This is a genomic window from Woeseia oceani, from assembly GCF_001677435.1.
Taxonomy (GTDB): domain Bacteria; phylum Pseudomonadota; class Gammaproteobacteria; order Steroidobacterales; family Woeseiaceae; genus Woeseia; species Woeseia oceani.
This window is the reverse complement of the sequence record NZ_CP016268.1, coordinates 460,819-480,941: the sequence shown is the minus strand read 5'-3', so window position 1 is coordinate 480,941 and position 20,123 is coordinate 460,819. Positions and strand designations below refer to the sequence as shown.

Genomic DNA, 20,123 nt, shown 5'->3' with positions numbered 1-20,123 from the left:
GCCGGGAGGGTGGACGTCCTGCCCCGCAGGGTCGCGCGGAGATCGACGCCGTGACATCAGTACGGGCCAGGCGGAGTCGCTCGTCGCCGCGCCGGATCCCAGAACGGCTTGTCGACCACCAAAGCCTTCGCCATGACCCGTGACCAGTGCATTTCGCGCTGGTAGTAGATTTCCACCCACAGGTCGGAACCGGGCTCGCCGTGCGGCATGTGTACCGTGCCCAAGGCAATGTTTTGCTTGCACACCGGCGACCAGGTCGCCGAGGTAACGAAACCGACGTTCTTTCGGCGACCGCGTACCTTGGCGTATATGTAGGAATGATGCGCCGGCTTGTTGCCTTCGATATCGAGTTTCACCAACCGCCAGGTGGAACCTCGCCGGGCCTCTTCGGCCAATGCACGACGCCCGTTGAAGTTGGGCTTCTTGAAATCAACCAACCATTCCAGGCCCAGTTCCAGCGGCGAACGGGAACGGCCGCTGCGCACGGTGTCCATGGCGGGTACGAAGTCGGTGCCGGCCGTCAGGAAGCCAGCCTCGATGCGTGCCATGTCCAGTGCGTGGGTACCAATGGCCATGATGCCGTGCAACTTGCCAGCCTCGAACAGTGCATCCCACAGGGCTTCGGCCTTGCCCGCTTCAATCCACAGTTCGTAGCCAAGATCACCGGTAAAACCGGTGCGCGATATCATCAACTCGGCGCCCTGAAAATCGGCATGCATGAGACCGAAAGGCTTCAGCTCTTCGAGGCCGGGGATGCCGACTTTCTCCAGCACGCTGAACGACGTCGGCCCCTGCACCGCTAATGCCGCGATCTCCGCCGTTTCTTCCACGATGGATACGTCCATGCCGATCGAGGCAGATCTCAACCACGAAAGGTGTCGCTCCTGCGAACACAGGCGGTACTCACCCTCGCGCAAATGAAAAATCGTGCCGTCATCAATTACCTGACCCTGATCGTCGCACCAGGCCGCGTAAGCGACACGGCCCGATTTGATCTTGTGCATATCACGGGTAACCAGGCGGTCAAGGAAGACCAATGCATCAGGACCGGTAATGCGGTACTTGGTCATCGGTGTCAGGTCGAACACCGCCGTGCTATTGCGAATAGCGAAATACTCCAGCTCGGCGTCGTACAGGGCATCGGTCGCAGCGTAACCTTTCCAGCCGTGCCATTCATTCAGCCGGTCCAGCTTGCTGATGCGCGAATAGAACGGACTGCGCAGCCGGGCCTGTGCAACCTCTGCTATCTGCCGATTGCTCATCCTCGTTTCTCCTCCGCGAGTATCGCCAGCGCTGCATTGCGACCTGCGGCTCCTGACACGTTGCCGCCCGGGTGTGCGCCAGCGCCACAAAGGTACAGGCCTTCCAGTGGCATGGCGTACTGTGCTGCACCGCCTACCGGACGTACGAACATGAACTGATCCAGGGTCAGTTCACCGTGGTGCCAGTGCCCACCACCCATGCCGAAGCGCTGTTCGAAATCGGCCGGCAATAACAATTCAGAAGCAACGACGTGGCCTGCAAGGTCCGGCATGTACGTCGCCAGCGTTTCCATGATGCTGCTTTGAAATGCACTGCGCGCCGTGTCATCCCAACCGGCTTTCAGTTCGTATGGCGCGTACTGGACGACAGCAGACAGCACGTGTTTGCCCGCCGGTGCGAGGCCGGGGTCACGGAAGCTGGGGAAACTGATTTCGATGACCGGGCGTGGCGATGCCTCACCGTACTTGGCTGGGTTGAACGCACGCTCGACGTAATTGGCATCCGGCGCTATGACCATTCGGTTGGCGAAGTCCTTCTTCTCCAGTCCCTTGATGGTCGGCAAATGATCCAGTGCGAGGTGCAACTTCGCCGCATTGCCGCGCATGCGTATGTTGTGCACGCGGCGGGTAAAACCGGTCTCCACGTGCCGGGTGCCAGTCAGATCCATGATCGTGCGTTTCGGGTCAGCATTGGATATAACCTGACGGCTCTCATAAATATCGCCGCCTTCAGTTTCCACGCCCGTCACCCGGCCGTTGTCGACGATAATTCGTTTGACGGTCTGGCCGGTTTTTATGGAAACACCGTAGTCGCGCGCGCAATTCGACAGCATTTCGCTGACGCTGCCCATGCCACCGACCGGCGTGGCCAGGCGGCCATCGTTGGCAGCCATGCGGTACAGATAGGTCAATATGGTGTTTGGCGAGCGCGGACCGAGGTGCGTACCGAGCACGGCATCCAGACTAACGGCACCTTTCAACAGCGGATGGCTGAACCGTTCTTCCACTTCGTCGAATATGTTCATGCCAATGAGCCGAAGAAACTCGCGCATGTCGTTTTTGCCCAGCCGACGAACATCAAAGCCGAGTTTGGCCAGCGACAGCAGGTCGCTGCGGTTACGGGTACCGATGCGTGGCGGCGTCCGGTTCAGGTGCGTACGCAGCAATCGCCCGAACCGGCGCATATTGCGGTGAAACTCGCTGTACTGCTGTTGATCTTCCGCATCGACACCCTCCACGGTGCCGTCGCGTAACCGAAGGTGTTTGCCGTCCTCAGCGAGAGCCAGGGTGCGAAGATTGTCGCTCGCCAGTTCCGGCTTGATGCCGAGGGCACTCAACACATCCGGTTGCAGCCCGTACAGGAAGTGCGCGCAGCTCGATACCGAGTAACCTTCCGCAAACACTTCAGTGGCCGCCGCACCGCCCACGGTGTTGCGCGCCTCGAGAACCAGCACTTCGCGACCGGCCTTCGCCAGCATCGCAGCACACACCAGGCCGTTGTGTCCGGCACCGACGACAATTGCATCGAATCGCTCAGTCATCGCCAAAGTTCTCCGGTACCGTGTTGTGGCGTTTCAGGTCCAGCAATATTTCGCGCGCCGCATTGGCACCAGGCGCTGCCATGACGCCTCCGCCTGGGTGAGTACTCGAGCCGCACATATAAAGACCCGCGACCGGCCCGCGGTATTGCGCGTAACCCGGTACCGGACGATTGAACAGCAGCTGATCCATCGTCAACTCACCGTGGAATATATTGCCTTCGGTCAAACCGGCCTCGTTTTCTATTTCTTTTGGAGTACGCACTTCCGCGTGCAGAATCAGGTCTTTGAAATCCGGGCTGTATTCGGCGATCTGGTTGATAACCGTTTGGCCAAACTGATCACGCTCTTCGTCCGTCCACTCGCGGCCCTCAACTTTCGGTGGACAGTACTGCACGAAGCAGCTCATGAAATGCTTGCCCGGTGGCGCCATGGTCGGATCATTGACCGTAGGAATAACCATGTCGATGTAGGGATCCTTGGACCACGTGCCTTCCTTCCAGTCGTCGTAGGCGCGCTCCATTCGTTCCATCGAATCAATGAAATGCATGTCGCCATCAAGCAACGGACTGCCTTTTGGCAAAGCGGGGAACGATGGCATGCCATCGAGTGCAATATTGACCTTGCCCGAAGAGCCGCGAATCTTGAAGTTCTTGACCCGGTTGTAAAACGAATCGGGCAGGTCGTTCTTGTCCATGCACTTCAGGAATGTGCGTTTGACATCCATTCCGGAAACGACAATGCGCGCGTCTATTTCTTCGCCCGTCGTCAGTGCGACACCTTTGACTTTGCCGTCCTTGACCACGATCTGCTCTACGCCGGCGTCGGTACGCAGCTCGCCGCCATAGGCCTGAAACGCACCCGCAATGGCTTTGGAAACCGAGCCCATACCGCCGCGCGCGTAGCCCCAGGAACCGACATTGCCGTCCACATCACCCATGTAATGATGCAGCAGAACGTACGCCGTGCCCGGTGAATGTATGCCGAGTGCGGTGCCAATAATGCCGCTGCCGGACAACGCGGTCTTGATCACGTCTGTTTCGAAATACTCGTCAAGGTATTCAGCGACGCTCATGGTCCAGAAACGAATGGTGTCGTAGATACGATCCTCGCCCATCTCCAGCAACTTGCCGCCGAGATGAATCAGCTCGCTGATGTCCCGTGGCTTGAAAGAGGTGGGATCGGGGGGCGTGCGCATGAGGAAATCGCGTATGAAGCGGCATTGCCGCATCACGTCAGCCGAATAACGGTCATAGGCATCCGCGTCGTGTTTTGAGAAGCGCGCGAACTCCCGGTGGTGAACCTCATGGTCCCAGTAATTGCCGAAATAGTCGCCGTTCTGCATGAAGGTCACGCCGCCACCGTAGGGCGTTACCTGCAAACCGTGGCGGTGCAACTCCAGCGCGCGAAAAATTTCCGGGCGCAGCAGTGAACAAACGTAAGAACAGTTGGAGTAGATCCAGTCCTTGTAGAGATTGCGACTGACCGCGGCGCCGCCGATGTAGTCGTTTTTCTCAACGCACAGAACATTGAGGCCGGATTTCGCCAGAAATGCGGCGTTGGTCAGGCCGTTGTGACCAGCACCGACGACAATCGCGTCATAAGTTTTCATTGTGCAGGATTGTCCCCTTGTTTCTTTCGGGCCGATGCGCCGATCGAGTGTCAGCCGGACCCGGCTCGCCGGTCAGACCCGCGCTTTCTTGGCGGCCGCCGCAGATATTTTGTTGAGCGTAATGTCCACTGCGCGCTCAAACTTGTCCAGCGTTTCGTCCAGACATTTCACATCGTGAGCCTCGCAGAAAAACCACGGTTCGCGTGAATCAGGTTCGACCAGAATGCCGAGATCGTGTAATTCCTGTGCCAGCGAATCGTAGAATGCGTAATCGGTATTGACCCAGTCGCGATAGTCGCCGGGCGCGTCTTCCGAAAAAAACAGGCCCATCATCGACTCGTGCCCGGTGAAACAATGTTCGATACCACGCTTGCCAAGAATTTGGCTGAGCCCCTTTTTCATTTCTGCGCCGTAACGGGCAATCGTCGCCAGCGCATCGGTTTCCTCAAGGATTTGCAATGTTCGGTTTGCCGCAGCCAATGACACGCTATGCCCGGTAAACGTACCGCCGTGCACAACCCCGTCACCGACGTTGCGCATGATGTCTTCGCGACCGGCAACAACCGAGATCGGGTAACCGTTTGCTATGGCTTTGGCAAAAGTGCAGAGATCAGGCCGCACGTCGAGCAAGGACTGCACACCGCCTTTGGCCACCCGGAAACCGGTCTTTACTTCATCGATAATCATCAGCACGCCGTATTTGTCGCATAGCGCGCGGGCGGCCAGCATGTAGTCCCGGGTTGCCGCGAGGCCGCAGCAATTGCCCATGATCGGTTCAATCAGGAACGCACCAACGTCTTTGTGCCAGCGCTGCAACATGCGCTCCAGCGACTCGATATCGTTCAGCGGCACGGTGTGGAACAGCGGCTTTACGATGGCCGGTACGCCGTCGCCGTACGGCAGGAGTTCCGGGTCACCGTCTTTGGGACTCCAGTCTTCGACATCGCTGTACCAAAGCACCTCGGTGAACACGCCGTGGTAACCACCTTCAACGCAGATGTGGCCGTCCTTGCCGGTATGGGCACGAGCGATACGTAGCGCCGCCATGACCGCTTCGGTGCCGGAGTTTGAGAACCGCACCAGTTCCGCGGCCGGCACCATTCGGTGCACGCGGGTTGCCACTTCGTATTCGAGTTCGGTGGACAGGGCGAATACCCCCCCGATCTCCATGCCTTTGCGGGCGGCTTCGTCAACCCGCTCATCGGCATAGCCGAGGATTGCCGGCCCGTAGGCCAGTCGGTAATCGATGTATTCGTTGCCATCGATATCCCACAGGCGGGCACCCTTGCCGCGCTTGATGTAGATGGTCTTGTCATCGCCCCAGTAGCGGAAGTTGGAAGAAACGCCCAGTGGCATCCGGGTGATGGCTTTCTTGAAATGATTATTGGATTTTTCGAGACACCGCATACAGCCTCCATTTGGCCGTGACTGTGGCTAGCGTCTCACGAAGCCGCTTTTGAAGGCAAGAAAAATGAATGAACGCCCATTCATTTTATGGCAAGCTGGCCGCATTACCCATGCCGAGAGACCCTAATTGAGCGCCGTAGCCGAGAAAAAAATCAGTCGAACCGAGAAACGCGAAATCCGCCGCCAGCAACTGATCGACGCCACGTTGCAGTGCATTTCACAGAATGGCATTGGCGGCACCAAGCTCAGTGATGTCGCCAAGGTAGCCGGCCTGTCGCAAGGTATCGTCAATCTGCATTTTGCGAGCAAAGACAATCTGCTGCGCGAAACCCTGAACTACCTGGCCGACGACTATCGACAACAGTTCGAGCGTGTACTGGCACAATCTGCCGCCGAACCGGCCGCCAAACTGCTGGCATTGATGGAAATGGATTTCGCGCCCACGGTTTGTGAACCGCGCAAACTGGCGGTCTGGTTCGCGTTCTGGGGCGAGGTTCAGGCGATGCCGACCTACCAGAAGATCTGCGAAGAACGGGACCGGCACTATTCGACGGTGGTTCGCGGCCTTTGCAATGAGATCATCAAGGACGGTGGCTACAAGGGCATACAGGCCACGACCGTGGCCGCGGCCCTGTCCGCCATGACCGAGGGCCTGTGGCTGTCCCGCCTTATCAATCCAAAGAATTTCAGCCGCGAAGGTGCGATGGACGCGGTGTACAGCTATTTGCGCGCCATTTTTCCGGACCATTACGAATAACAGCAAAGGGGGGCAACCGTGGACATTGAACTCAGCAGCGAGGCGCGCCAGTGGCAGACAATGGCCCGCGACTTTGCCGACGAATACCTGCAACCGCACGAGGTCGAAGCCGAGCACAATGGCGGCGTGCTCTCCCCGGAACTGACCGCCCGCAATAAAGCCCGCGCCAAAGAAATCGGTTTCAGTCGTATGGACATGCCGAAAAGCCTCGGCGGCCTCGAGCTTTCTATTGAATCGCAGGTTGCTGTCTGGGAACAACTTGGCCGGGTTACCAATGCCCTCGCCTGGTGTTTTGCCGAGCCGCAAAGCTGGATGCTGGAAGCCTGCAGCGCTGATCAATTGCAGCGTTACGTGCTGCCGCTAATGCGCGGCGAGGCACACGATTGCTATGCCATCACCGAAGAAGGACCCGGCTCAGACGTCGCCGCGCTGAGCGCAACCGCCGTGCGCGATGGCGATGGCTACCGTCTGAACGGCGAGAAATGGTTTGTTACCAGCGCCAACCTTGCGAACTATTTCTGGTTTCAGGCGCGGGTGGAGGAAGACGACAGCGACGCCCTGTTCTTTATTGATCAGGGGACTGAAGGTGTCGAGATCATCGACACGCCCACGTTCAGCCATACCTATGCGGCACATCATCCCACTTACCGCTTCAAGGATGTCTGGGTCCCTGCCGCAAACCGGGTCGGCAAGGCTGGCGACGACATGGCCTACACGCGCGCCTGGTTCCGTCGCGAACGCTTGATGATTGCGGCACGCTCCTGTGGTGCCGCTGCCCGCCTTATCGAAGAGGCCAGCGAGTTTGCCCGACATCGCATGGTCGGCGGCGAGCCGCTGATTGATAAACAGGCCATACAGATGATGCTGGCGGATTCTGCCACTGAACTGTGGGCAACGAGATTGATGACCTATGAAGCGGCCAATGCCCACGATCGCGATGAACCATTGCGGTCACTCCACATGCGCTGCTCCATGGTGAAGCTCTACGCCTCGGAAATGGCCAACCGGGTAGCCGACCGTGCCGTACAAATTTTTGGCGGCCGCGGCTACATGCGCGAGAACGTCGCCGAACGTTTCTTCCGCGAACTGCGGGTAGACCGGATCTGGGAGGGGACCAGCGAAATCCAGCGTCTGATCATTGCCGGTGGACTCAAAAAGCGCGGCCTGGAAGGAATGTGATTCAAGGCTCTTTGATCGTGTTGATTGTCATGCCAGCAGTCTAATGGTGAAATCGACAGCCAGATGACAAACCGAGCCTCGCATGCCCGCCTGATCGTCAGCTTGTACCTGACCGGCGGCCTGTTGGCTTTGCTGGCTGCCTGCGACTCCGGCAACGATACCAGTACGAACGGCCAGAACGTCGTCAACGTCTACAACTGGGCCGACTATATCGGCCCGAATACGATCAAGCAGTTTGAGGCCGAATACGGCGTCAAGGTCAACTACGACACTTACGATTCGTCGGAGGTTGTCGACGTCAAACTGCTGTCCGGTTCCAGCGGCTACGATATTGTCGTTCACAGCAGCCAGTTTTCGTCGCGCCTTGCGCCGATAGGCGTTTTCCAGAAACTGGACCCCGCACGACTGGACAATGCGCAGTATCTCGACCCCGAGATTTTGCAGCGCACGGAACTGTATACGGAAACCATCGGCTACACGGCGCCTTACATGTGGGGCACGACCGGCTATGCCTGGAACGAAGAAATGGTGCGGGCACGACTGCCGGATCACCCCATGGACAGCGGCGATGTCCTGTTCGACCCCGCCGTCGTGTCAAAGCTCGCCGATTGCGGTGTCAGCCTGCTGGACGGGCCAACCGATATTTTCCCGATGGTGCTGGCCTACCTCGGTCGCGATCCGAATGCCGTGGACGAAGAAAGTATTGCCGCGGCGGAAGCCCAGCTGAAACTGATCCGGCCCTACATACGCTACTTCAGCAACTCGAAAATGATCAGCGACCTGCCGAACCGCGAAGTCTGCGTGGCGATGAGCTGGTCGGGTGACTACGCGCAGGCCTCCGCGCGTGCGGAAGAAGCCGGCCTGGATATCAAACTCAATTACACGGTGCCCAAAGAAGGCTCCGGGCTCTGGGTGGACAGCATGTACATGCCGGCCGATGCCCCGCACAAGGACAACGCCTACCTGTTCATGAATTTCATACTGCGACCGACGGTGCTTGCCAGTATTTCCGACTATGTCTACTACGCCAACGCCAGCAAGAAGGCCCGTGAATACATGAGCCCGCGCGTATTGAACGACCCCGGCATCTACCCGGACGCGAAGACCTGGGAAATCATGTACCCGGTACTCAGCGCACAACCGAAGCAGGAACGCCTGCGCACCCGCGCCTGGGCGCGGGTCAAGAGCGGCATCTGAACGCCAGCAAAAGGGTCTGAATGCAAACCGACAGCAACACACCGATCATCGAGCTCCGCAATGTCAGCAAGCGCTTTGGTGATTTTCTGGCGGTTGACAATGTCAGCCTGCAGGTCGCTCAGGGAGAACTGTTTTCGATTCTTGGCGGCTCAGGCTGCGGCAAGACCACGTTGCTGCGCATGATGGCTGGATTCGAATCGCCAACATCGGGACAGATTCTGATTGATGGCGAAGATGTCACCGGCCACCCGTCCTACCGGCGCCCCGTCAATATGATGTTCCAGTCCTATGCATTATTCCCGCACATGACTGTCGCCGCGAACATTGCCTACGGCCTCAAGAAGGACGGGGTCGCGAAAGATGAAATCAGCGATCGCGTCAACGACATGCTGAAACTCGTCAAGCTGGAAAATCTGGACAATCGCAAACCCGATCAACTGTCCGGCGGCCAACGGCAACGCGTGGCACTCGCGCGTGCGCTGGTCAAGCAACCGCGCGTACTGCTGCTGGATGAACCGTTGGCCGCACTCGATAAAAAACTGCGTGAGTACACTCAGTTCGAACTGATGAGCATCCAGGATCGGCTGGGCATCACCTTCGTTGTGGTGACCCACGATCAGGAGGAAGCCATGATCCTGTCGAGCCGAATTGCCGTCATGGACCAGGGCCGCTTTCGCCAGGTCGACAAGCCCGGCACTGTCTACGAATACCCGAGTGACCGCTTCGTCGCCGACTTTATCGGTACCATCAACATGTTTGACGGCGTCGTGGAAACCGTCGCCAATGGCAAGATTGCCGTGCGTTGCGCGGAAACCGCGCCGTTGCTGAATGCACACACTGACAACGCGCATACGATTGGCGAGCGTCTGACGGTTGCCGTGCGCCCGGAAAAGATATTCATCAGCCAGCAACGACCGAACGGCAGCGATGCCAGTTGTCTCGAGGGCATCGTCGAGGACCTGGGCTATTTCGGCAATCTTTCGCTGTACCGGGTGCGCCTTGCCAGCGGCAAGATCGTCCAGGTCAGTGCCCAGAACCGGCAACGCTCGGCCGAACACAAAGTCGAGTGGGATGATCAGGTGTTCATTACCTGGGACACCCACAGCGCCGTTGTCCTCACGGATTAGCGGAGACCGGCCGTGCAAACAACAGCCGATACCCGCTGGCAAAAAGTCACTGTCGTACTACCGTATCTCTGGCTGTTGCTGTTTTTCCTGGCGCCGTTCCTGATCGTTTTCCAGATCAGTTTTTCGGACCCCGTGATAGGCCAGCCACCATTCACCCCCACTATCGACGAGCAAGGCACCTGGCTCGCAACACTCGACAACTACCGGTTTCTGCTGACCGACAAGCTGTACGGTCTTTCCTATTTCAAATCTGTGGTCACTGCCGCCATCGCGACTTTCTTCTGCCTGTTGCTTGGTTTTCCGATGGCCTATGCTATCGCCCGGTCCGGCCCAAAATACCGCAACCTGTTGTTACTGCTAATCATTCTTCCATTCTGGATATCGTTTCTGCTGCGGGTTTACGCCTGGATGGGGTTGATGAATACCTACGGCGTTATCAACAATGCCTTGCTCTGGCTTGGCGTGATCGACCAGCCGCTGCAGATGATGTACACGGACTTTGCCGTCTACGTGGGCCTCGTCTATTCCTATCTGCCGTTCATGATCTTGCCCGTCTACGCCACGCTGGAAAGACTGGACGAAGACCTTATCGAGGCCGCTATGGACCTCGGTGCTGACTCATGGCTGGCCTTTCGCGACATCACCTGGCCACTCGCGCGACCCGGGGTCATTGCCGGCTGTTTGCTGGTCTTTATTCCGGCGATAGGCGAGTACGTGATTCCCTACCTGCTCGGTGGCCCCGAATCGCTGATGATTGGCCGGGTACTGTTTGACGAGTTTTTCGTCAATCGCGACTGGCCGCTCGCCTCAGCGGTAGCCATTGTGCTGCTGTTGTTGCTGGTCGTGCCGATCATGTTTCTGCAGCGCAATCGCGGCGCCGACGAGGCGCGCACATGAGCCGGCGGCGACCCGTATTCCTGCTGTCCGTACTGGCGTTCGGCTACGCGTTTCTGTACGTACCACTGCTCTCCGTGATCTTCTACTCCTTCAACGATTCCCGGCTTGCCACGGTCTGGGGCGGGTTCTCCACCCGCTGGTACGGACAATTGTTCAGTAATGAAGAAGTCTTGCAGTCCGCGTGGTTAAGCCTGCGCATTGCGGTCATGTCAGCAACCATGGCAACCATACTCGGGACTATGGTTGCATTGGCGCTGACCCGTTTCGGTCGGTTTCGCGGCAGGACCGTGTTGTCAGGCATGGTGACGTCGCCGCTGGTAATGCCGGAAGTCATCACCGGGCTCTCGCTGTTATTGCTGTTCGTAAGCCTGCAGCAATTGACCGGCTGGCCGGGTCAGCGCGGCCTCTCTACCATCACAATTGCACACACCACGTTTTCACTTGCCTACGTGACGGTCATCGTGCAGTCGCGGCTCAGAGCCATGGACACAACACTGGAGGAAGCGGCGATGGACCTGGGCGGCAGCCCGTTGCGGGTGGTATTCGATATCACCCTGCCACTGATCGCCCCCGCAATGGTGGCCGGCTGGCTGCTGGCTTTCACCCTGTCACTCGACGACCTGGTCATCGCCAGCTTCGTCTCCGGCCCTGGCGGCAGCACATTGCCTATGTTGATTTTTTCCAAAGTGAAACTGGGTGTCACGCCTGACATCAATGCGCTGGCGACCCTGATCATCGTGATCGTATCCGCCGGCGTTGGCCTCGCCTGGTGGTTCGGCCGCCAGCGCAGTACCTGACTGGATGCTATTCGGGATCCCGCAGTTGCTGGAGGATCCAGTCGATGTAGCGGCTTTCCATCCGCTCCATACCAGAGAACGGACCGGGCCGGTAGTAGCGTGAACTCACACCTTTCCAGTTGTTGACGATGATGCGCTCGTCAGCCTGAGTGGTGATGTCCCACAGCCAGGTTAACTCGTCGACGTTGTAGTCGACGCCGGCTTTTGCATCGCCGCGGACCATCCAGTAGATCCGGCATTCGCAATGAGCGTGATCCACCGGTGTAAATACATACGCTACAACGTGATCACTGTACGCCAGCAAGAATGAAAACGGTCCGAACGTGAAGTCGGAAGCGCCGCCGTCATAGTCACTGAGATTGCCCAGCAACGGCGCAACCGGCTGTCCGTCACGACTACCGGTTTTGTAACCGTCGAATAGCGCCGTGCGACTGTAGCCGTAGCCTTGCTCGCCCGGCCGCGCAAGCGTATCAACGTAATCGAATTCGATTTCCTTCAGCCCACAGGCCTGCATACGGTCACGCATGTGCTGCTGCACCCGTTCGCGTTTTTGGGCGTCAAGCATCAGGGTATGCATGCGCGCATAGTCCGGGTGCGCGGTAGCGCAGTGATAGCATTCCTGGTAGTTCTCGATGGCGAGCTTCCAGTTTGCGGCGATCGGGTAAACCTTGCTGGCCGCCACCTTGAGGTTTTCGAAATCGAACATGGCGAACGGCTCTGCAAGATCACGCCGCGCGCCTTCCAGCGACGGCGGGGACTCTGAAAAGCACACAAATATCAGTCCGCCGAGCACCTGCAACGATACAGGGTGCAAGCCGTAATTCCGCTTGTCGAAATCGGCTGGCATGTTGCGTGCCGCGATCAGGTTGCCGTCGGTATCGTACATCCAGCCGTGGTATGGGCATTCGAACTTGCGCGTGTTGCCGCGGTTCTCAAGACAGACCAGCGAGCCACGGTGCCGACAGACGTTCGCGTACGCACGCAGCTCACCGTTCGCGGTACGGACAATAATCGCCGAATCCCTGGCTACTTTTACAACCTTGAAATCTCCCGTATCCGGCAGCTCCGACTGATGCCCTGCCAGTATCCAGTTACGGGTAATGATGCGCTCGAGTTCAAGACTGTAGATGTCAGGGTCCGTATAAAAACGCTGGTCCAGTGACCAGCCCTGTTGCTGACTGTCCAGCAATTCGGCGATGCTGTTGTTGTTTTCCATAGTTCGTGACTGCGTCAACGGCTGTTTATCCAATGCAAATTATGCACCGGCTGGAGGCCCAATCCGGGCTGAGTACCAGATTGTGAAATTGGCAGGATTCGATCGATGCAGGGCGCACATCGCCAAGGGCGGGACCCTGATCGTCTGTCTGCCGATCCTCGCTTTTTCGCGCAGAATCCGGCTGAATCAGGCGTAGGCGCTCTTGCGAACATTGTCACCGATAAGGGCCAGTAACTCGGCCGGCGGCAATGGCTTGCTGAACAGGTAGCCCTGGATCTGGTTGCAGCCGTGGCCGCGCAGGAACTGCAACTGCTCGTCGATCTCAACACCTTCAGCCACGACATTCAGGTTCAGTTTGCGGGCCATGGCCAGAATCGCCGCACAGATGGCGGCATCGTCGTTGTCGATATGCAAGTCACGAACGAAAGACTGGTCGATCTTCAGCGTATCGATCGGGAAGCGCGTCAGGTAACTCAGCGATGAATAGCCGGTACCGAAGTCGTCGATCGAAATGGCCAGACCAAGCTCCTTGAATTCGTTCAATGTCTGCACCGTTGAATCCACATCGCGCATCAACAGGCTTTCTGTGATTTCCAGCTCCAGCGATTCTGCACCTATGGTGTTGCTGGCCATGGCATCTTTGACCGTCAGCAAAAGGTCGTCCGTGTAAATTTGTTCACTGGAAATATTGACGGAAACCCTTAGATCACGCAGCGCAGTGTTACGCCAGGCTTTTATTTGTCGGCACGCTTCTTTCAGAACCCAGGTGCCAATCGGCACGATCAGCCCACTTTCTTCGGCAATCGGAATAAACTCGCTTGGCGAGATCCAACCTCGCTCCGGGTGTTTCCAGCGTATCAGCGCTTCGACGCCGACCACGGACCAACTCTTCAGGTCCACCTTCGGCTGGTAGTACAGCTGGAACTGCTTCGTGTTCATTGCTTCGCGCAGCTCGTTCTCTATATCGAGGCGATGCAGCGAATGGATTCGCATCGTATCGGAATAGAATTTGTGAGTATTTCGCCCCGCGGACTTGGCACGATACATCGCGGAGTCCGCGTTCATCAGCAAACTCTCGCTGCTGTCGCCGTCCTGCGGATACATCGTGATCCCGATGCTGGGCGTTACTACCAATCGATGACCTTCGCACTCCATCGGCCTGCTTAGTGCCGTAACCACTTTGTCCGCGATCGCGGACGCCGCGTCCGTGTTATCCACACCACCCAGCAGAACGACGAACTCATCACCGCCCAGCCGGGCAATATTTACGCTACTGCCTTCATCGTCGGCGCCGGTGCATTTTCTTAGGCGGTCCGCGACGGCGCGCAGCAGGGTATCGCCCATCGAATGGCCCAGGGTGTCATTGATGCGCTTGAAGCGATCAAGGTCAACAAACAAAATTGCGAACGGCCAGTCCTTACGCTTGGCTCGTTTGATTGAATCATCGAGTGTCTGCTGAAACAACTGACGATTGGGCAGCCCGGTCAACTGATCGTAGTACGCAAGATCGTAGATTCTATCCTCGTACTCTTTTCGGGCTGTCACGTTTCGCACAATAGCGAGCGCGGTGCTGCGGTCGCGGCTGACGATGCGAGTTTCCAGATGCGTGAAACCGTTGGCCACGGCGTGCTCATGGATCTGCGGCTTGCCGGTTGTCAGGGCAACGTTGACTTTGTGCTTAACGTCCGGCCGGCTTTCCAGCGGAAAGGTATCGGCGTAAGCATCGCTCGATATCAACTCGGCAACCGTAGGCTGGCCAGCTTGTGATTCATCGGCTGTTGCGTGCGGCTCGCCGTCTTCGTTGAGGACGAATATCTTATCCGGCATTGCCCGAACCAGGCCCTGGATTTCGTTCAGGGCATCGCTCGCCCTCAGGACGAAACGAACGCGATGCGCCAGAATTGTCCAGGGGATGGGTTTGCTCAGAAAGTCGGTAGCGCCAATTTCATAGGCATGTTGTATCGATTGCGGGTCGTCGCGGCCGGTAATGATGAAAACCGGGGTTGCACGCAAAGTTTCCTGCGCGCGAATCTGTTTGCAAACGTTGTAACCGTCCATTTGCGGCATATCGACATCCAACAATACAACATCGGGCCGATACTGCTCGAACTGATCTAGCGCCATTTGTCCATTGGAGGCTTCTTCCACGCGGAAACCTGCCTGCTCCAGCACTTCGCGCATAATGGTTCGGACCGTTGCGTCATCGTCCGCGATCAATGCCAATGGCGCCAGCGGCAGTGAACCTGTGGTAGTCGGCACACTCATCAAGCGGCTCGCTCAAGTTCAACACGCAAAGCCTTAATGACCCGGCCGTATTCCTGTTCCAGTTTCGATCTCAGCTCCTGCACTCCATCTATCGAGTGTTCACGCGCCATGGTCTCAATGTTTTTGCAAAGGTCAGCGAGTCGCGTTGCGCCAACATTGATACTACTGGATTTCAAGGCGTGCGCGGACTCTCTCGCTGTATCGGTGTCGGTGTTGCTGAGCGCGTTGGCCAGACGTTCTTTGATCTCACCCGAACTGTCGAGATAGATCTGGATGACTCGTTTGATCAAGGACGGTGAGCCGGGTTGTTGTAGCTCTTTCAACGTTGCCAGCGCCGTGAGGTCCAATGGTTGTATGGTGATACTTTGTGTGTCGAAAAGACTTGCCGCCTCTGCCGATAACACCTCCTCGATCCGGGTCTCGTCGGCGAGTTCGGCTTCGGTACGCAAGAAAATCGATAATACAGCGTGCAGCTGATCCATCGTAAAAGGCTTGCTCAGGTACTCGTTCATGCCCGCCTCAAGACATTGCTCCCGGTCACCCGACAGTGCATTCGCAGTAAGTGCGACAATAGGCACATGACATTCGTTGTTGTCGCGTTCCGCAGCACGAATCTCCCGGGTCGCTTGCAGACCATCCATAACCGGCATCTGGCAGTCCATCAATACCAGATCAAAACGTTGTCCACTCAGCGCATCCATCGCCGCCTGGCCGTCAGTGACCACCGCTACGTCCACGCCGAGCGAGTCCAGCATACCCAAAGCCACGGCCTGATTGACAGGGTTGTCCTCGGCAAGCAGCACTTTGCCGCTTAGTTTGCGGATTGCGGAACTGCGATTGCGCGAGTAACGCTCGGTCACTGTCTCGCCGCTGAGAACGACAGAAAGCGCATCGTACAGATGGCCCTGGCGGATTGGCTTGGTCAGCTGGCCGGAAATTTTCAGCTCTTCCAGAGTGTCTTCGCTGGCTGGCATGGCCACAGAGCTGAGCAACATGAGCGATACGGCGTCGAGCGCGGGAAATTCCCGGATCATTCTGGCCAGTTGCAGGCCGTCGGTACGCGGCATGTGCATATCGAGAATGACCAACTCGAACGGCTCTTGCTCTGTGGCGGCCAGCTGTAGTGCCTGCAAGGCTTCGCGCGCACTTTCGACGCAGTGCGGCCTGGCGCGCCAGCACTTCAGGTGTTGCTCAAGTATCTCGCGATTGGTCGCGTTGTCGTCGACCACCAGGATGCGTTTGCCGGCTACCGAGGCGGTTGCTTTTCGTTCGTGCACGGCCTCACCACGCCCATGCTTCATTTCGATAGCGAAATAGAATCGAGAACCCAATCCAGGGGTACTCTCGAGTTGCAGCGTACCGCCCATCAGGTCAACTAACTGCCGGCTAATGGCGAGTCCGAGGCCGGTGCCGCCGTGCAGTCGTGTCGTCGAGCCGTCTTCCTGGGCGAACGATTCAAAAATATCGCGTTGTTTCTCCGGCTTGACGCCGACGCCGGTATCAACAACTTCAATCAAGACTCTGGCAGCTTCGGTGTTAGCCGCGCTTTCTTCTGCGGAAACCCGAACAACGACCTCGCCCCGATTCGTAAACTTGATCGCATTCGATATCAGGTTCGTCAAAACCTGACGAATCCGAACGGGATCGCCGATGAGAGACGTGTGCAGATCGGGTGAAACGTCGTTGATCAGTTCCAGCCCTTTCTTGTGCGCTTGCGAGGCAAGACTATCGACCGTTTCTTCAATCACCACGCCAAGATCGATATCCCGCGCTTCCAGATCCATCTTGCCGGCTTCGATTTTTGAGAAGTCCAGAATATCGTTGATGATATCGAGCAGGTTTTCCGCGGACGAATAAATTGTTTCAGTGAAACGTCTCTGTTCAAAGTCGAGAGCAGTGTTGCGCAGCAGCTCGGTCATACCCAGCACACCGTTCATCGGTGTCCGGATTTCGTGACTCATTCGCGCCAGGAACTCACTCTTGGCCCGCGACGCGCCCAACGCCAGATCGCGGGTCTTCTCAAGTTCACGCTGCGTGTGATCCAGATTCGCGGTCATCTCCGTGAACTCACGCGCGAGCTGGCCAATCTCGTCGGCACGATCCTGCTTGATATTGATATTCAGATCGCCAGTCTCGCGGATGCGGATCATGCTATCGGCAATTTCGTTCACCGGCCGAACAAAGACATAGCGCATGATAAACACGCCTATGACCATGAATACGGCTGTAACCAGGCCAATCAGAATCATCGCAGCGCGGATGGTCTCCGTGCCGATCTTGGAGATCGTGTGCGGGTGGCGAATCTCCAGCAGTGCGACCGGGTCCCCGTCCATCCCTGATATCAGCCGGTTCGCGATCAGCTCCTGATCAGTGCTCCTGGTCAGGGTGGACGTGCCATCGCTTGAGAGTCGCTTGAGCTCATCAAGACTGTATGAACCTGCGCCAGCGGCTGTCAGCTCATGCAGAATCACATTGGCTGACGTGCGCCTGGAAATATCAGCCAATAGTTCAGGGCCCAATCGTCGGACCACGATAAAAGTCCCGACCGGTGAACCCTTGGCCAAACTGCTTACGATCGGGGCCGCCGCCACGAGCGCCGGGCCATCGGCTGTTTTCATTGCACCGGTAAACGAGCTATCGGCATCGGGATGATCAAGCAACGGGTGCGTGGGTGTAACCTGACCGAGAAAAAGCTCGTGAATATCGGCCGGTACGCCCGTTCCTTCCGACATACCAAGAGCGGAAATCACCTTGCCCTCAACATCGAGGATGTAGAGCACATCGACGCCTTTGCGGCGCCAGTAGTTGGGGATCAGATTGTATTCTTCGTACTCGGCATGCCGCCCAAGCGCAAAATCGCGGGTGTCATCCCATTCCGCATACTCGGAAACCAGCGTTTGCAGCGTACGGCCCTCGGCCTCGATAGCGCTCTCGACCCGATCAACCGCCTCGATCGACTCATGGACTTCGAACTCCTGGAAGGCCGGGAGGATGGCATAGCTGATCGCCAGGTAGCTGCCCACGCCAATACACGTGCCGAGCAGCAAGAGGTACAGCACTAGTTTTTGGCTTAACGTCATTGCAATTCCATTGGCCAGCCGGTGCTCGATCCGTGAGCGGCTGATAAGTGGGGCTTGTCGGGAAAACGTATTCCCACCAGTGACTTGTCGGCCGATTACAGGGATTCTTTAGCAATACGTATGGAAGGCGCCGGCGATTATAGGAAAAATTACCCATATTCAGCATTTCGACGCACGTCATTTCCATGCCCGGTAATTGTATGCCGTATCGATTCTGCATAATGAGAAAGAGATCACGATCGTTCAGCCGCTGCCTACCGCCGGCAACGCCTGCGGTAGGCAGCCAGACCCTTGCAACAGACCGCGCACAGCAGGCCTGCGAATTTGCGCTCCGGGCCAAACAGCCTGAACTGGCACGCGGGTCTGACTGGACGCCAGATCGCATCAGGCCGGTGAACACATTGTCACGTTCGTTGGTTCACGGCACACCCCAGCGTGCAGCGGCGGACGACCCGGCAGCAGCACCGGGCCTGTGCACAACCGCGGACAACGCATGAATTACCCGCAGACGTCAGCACAAGCACCGCGAAAGCCCCAGTAGCCGGAGCAATACAGGTATCATTCGCTGCAACTGCCAGCGACATTCCGCGATGGAACCCGCCACCCGAACAATGACTGACGAATTCGATTTACGCCGCTCGCTCGGCCGTTTCGCCACGGGCGTGACCGTTATCACCTGCAACGATGCCTTGGGCCGGCCTTGCGGCATCACGGCCAACAGCTTCAGTTCCGTGTCCCTGGACCCGCCCCTGGTGCTGTGGAACATCGCCAAGGTTTCCAATTCGCTGGAGGCTTACCTGAATGCAGATCGCTATGCCATCAATGTGTTGGCCGAGGATCAGCGCGATCTGGCCGTGCATTTCGCAAAATCAGACCACACCTTGTTTGAACGCATCGAATACGATCAGAACCGGCATGGCATCCCGGTACTGCCCGCAACGATCGCCTGTTTCGATTGCCGTACGCAGCAGATACACGATTGCGGCGATCACTTCATTATTGTTGGCAAAGTAGAGGCGTACCGGACAAACGACCAGGCGCCATTGCTGTTTTTTGGCGGGCGTTACGCTGCACTGGCTGAATCCGGATAACCGCGAACTGCGAGGTGACACCTGCCACTGGCCCGCCACTGTGAGTTGAGCCGCCACTGCAACGCTGGAGCAACGTGAAATGACCATCGACTGGACCGAAATCTGGTTTAACCTCCGACACCTAGGCATCGCCTATTTTCTGTCACTGCCGGTGGCGTTTGATCGCGAAGACTCCCACCTCGGCATAGGCCTGCGTACGTTCCCGCTGGTTGCTGTTGCTGCCTGCGGCTACACGCTGGTCGGCATGTCGGTACTCGATTCGAGCGATGCCGAGGCCCGCGTGCTGCAAGGCTTGATCACCGGTATCGGCTTCATCGGTGGTGGCGCCATCCTGAAGAGCAACGGCAATGTGTCCGGCACATCGACGGCAGCGACTATCTGGATCACCGGCCTCATAGGCATGGCCGTAGCGGTCGACCGCTACGAGATTGCCTTGCTGATGGCCGTCATCAGCTTCCTGACTCTGCGCTACGTCAGCTACTTCAAGACCGCACCGAACCCGGATCAGCAGTAACCCGGCGGGATCCAGCTGTTTGGCTACCGAATTGTGGTATTGCGTGGCGACGCCCTGATCGCCACACTCAGCACCGCTATCAACACGCGGCGCGGGCCCGGCACCACGGGCGCTTTTTGCGTAGAATCGGGCGTTCGCTGTACCGCTTGATGCGGCGCCGCAAAGTGGACACTCCGTGCCCGAC

Annotated in this window: 15 protein-coding genes; 8 read left to right on the top strand and 7 right to left on the bottom strand. The window is 57.6% G+C overall.

Annotated features, from left to right (window positions below):
* Nucleotides 1-56: 56 nt before the first annotated feature.
* The 4 genes from BA177_RS02055 to BA177_RS02040 form a co-directional block, all read right to left on the bottom strand.
* Nucleotides 57-1,262: an aminomethyltransferase family protein gene (locus tag BA177_RS02055; RefSeq protein WP_068612299.1), complete on the bottom strand. Its 1,206-nt coding sequence runs from the start codon at nt 1,260-1,262 to the stop codon at nt 57-59.
* Nucleotides 1,259-2,803, bottom strand: a complete 1,545-nt coding sequence (locus BA177_RS02050; protein WP_068612297.1) for a phytoene desaturase family protein — start codon at nt 2,801-2,803, stop codon at nt 1,259-1,261. Before BA177_RS02050 ends, BA177_RS02055 begins: the two co-directional genes overlap by 4 nt.
* Nucleotides 2,796-4,412 carry a phytoene desaturase family protein gene (locus BA177_RS02045; RefSeq protein WP_068612295.1) on the bottom strand — a complete coding sequence of 539 codons (1,617 nt, stop codon included), beginning with the start codon at nt 4,410-4,412 and terminating at the stop codon, nt 2,796-2,798. Before BA177_RS02045 ends, BA177_RS02050 begins: the two co-directional genes overlap by 8 nt.
* Nucleotides 4,413-4,484: 72 nt before the next feature.
* Nucleotides 4,485-5,819, bottom strand: coding sequence for an aspartate aminotransferase family protein (locus BA177_RS02040; RefSeq protein WP_068612293.1), 1,335 nt, complete (start codon nt 5,817-5,819; stop codon nt 4,485-4,487).
* Nucleotides 5,820-5,946: 127 nt separating this feature from the next.
* On the opposite strand from BA177_RS02040, the gene betI reads away from it, so the two are divergent.
* From betI to BA177_RS02010, 6 genes are all read left to right on the top strand, one after another.
* Complete coding sequence (gene betI / locus BA177_RS02035; protein WP_068612291.1) at nt 5,947-6,576, top strand: transcriptional regulator BetI; 630 nt, start codon at nt 5,947-5,949, stop codon at nt 6,574-6,576.
* A gap of 18 nt (nt 6,577-6,594) precedes the next feature.
* Nucleotides 6,595-7,755 (top strand): acyl-CoA dehydrogenase family protein, encoded by a 1,161-nt coding sequence (locus BA177_RS02030; RefSeq protein WP_068612289.1) that lies wholly within the window; start codon nt 6,595-6,597, stop codon nt 7,753-7,755.
* 63 nt (nt 7,756-7,818) lie between these two features.
* Nucleotides 7,819-8,952: a polyamine ABC transporter substrate-binding protein gene (locus BA177_RS02025; protein WP_068612287.1), complete on the top strand. Its 1,134-nt coding sequence runs from the start codon at nt 7,819-7,821 to the stop codon at nt 8,950-8,952.
* 20 nt (nt 8,953-8,972) lie between these two features.
* On the top strand, nt 8,973-10,079 hold the full coding sequence (locus BA177_RS02020; RefSeq protein WP_068612285.1) for an ABC transporter ATP-binding protein: 1,107 nt from the start codon (nt 8,973-8,975) through the stop codon (nt 10,077-10,079).
* A 12-nt stretch (nt 10,080-10,091) separates the two neighbouring features.
* A complete protein-coding gene (locus BA177_RS02015; protein ID WP_068612283.1) occupies nt 10,092-10,976 on the top strand; it encodes an ABC transporter permease in 885 nt (294 codons plus the stop codon).
* Nucleotides 10,973-11,773 (top strand): ABC transporter permease subunit, encoded by an 801-nt coding sequence (locus tag BA177_RS02010; RefSeq protein ID WP_068612282.1) that lies wholly within the window; start codon nt 10,973-10,975, stop codon nt 11,771-11,773. The genes BA177_RS02015 and BA177_RS02010 overlap by 4 nt, the downstream gene beginning before the upstream one ends.
* Nucleotides 11,774-11,780: 7 nt before the next feature.
* Here BA177_RS02010 and BA177_RS02005 read toward each other — a convergent pair whose 3' ends face one another.
* The 3 genes from BA177_RS02005 to BA177_RS01995 form a co-directional block, all read right to left on the bottom strand.
* Nucleotides 11,781-12,989, bottom strand: a complete 1,209-nt coding sequence (locus tag BA177_RS02005) for an aromatic ring-hydroxylating oxygenase subunit alpha (RefSeq protein ID WP_068612281.1) — start codon at nt 12,987-12,989, stop codon at nt 11,781-11,783.
* 186 nt (nt 12,990-13,175) lie between these two features.
* Nucleotides 13,176-15,254, bottom strand: a complete 2,079-nt coding sequence (locus tag BA177_RS02000) for a putative bifunctional diguanylate cyclase/phosphodiesterase (protein ID WP_068612278.1) — start codon at nt 15,252-15,254, stop codon at nt 13,176-13,178.
* Entirely contained in the window at nt 15,254-18,334 is a 3,081-nt protein-coding gene (locus BA177_RS01995; protein WP_082989784.1) for a response regulator, read from the bottom strand. Before BA177_RS01995 ends, BA177_RS02000 begins: the two co-directional genes overlap by 1 nt.
* 611 nt (nt 18,335-18,945) lie before the next feature.
* On the opposite strand from BA177_RS01995, the gene BA177_RS01985 reads away from it, so the two are divergent.
* Both BA177_RS01985 and BA177_RS01980 read left to right on the top strand, forming a co-directional pair.
* Complete coding sequence (locus BA177_RS01985) at nt 18,946-19,425, top strand: flavin reductase family protein (RefSeq protein WP_068618741.1); 480 nt, start codon at nt 18,946-18,948, stop codon at nt 19,423-19,425.
* Between the two features lie 79 nt (nt 19,426-19,504).
* Nucleotides 19,505-19,939: an MgtC/SapB family protein gene (locus BA177_RS01980; RefSeq protein ID WP_068612272.1), complete on the top strand. Its 435-nt coding sequence runs from the start codon at nt 19,505-19,507 to the stop codon at nt 19,937-19,939.
* Nucleotides 19,940-20,123 lie beyond the last annotated feature (184 nt).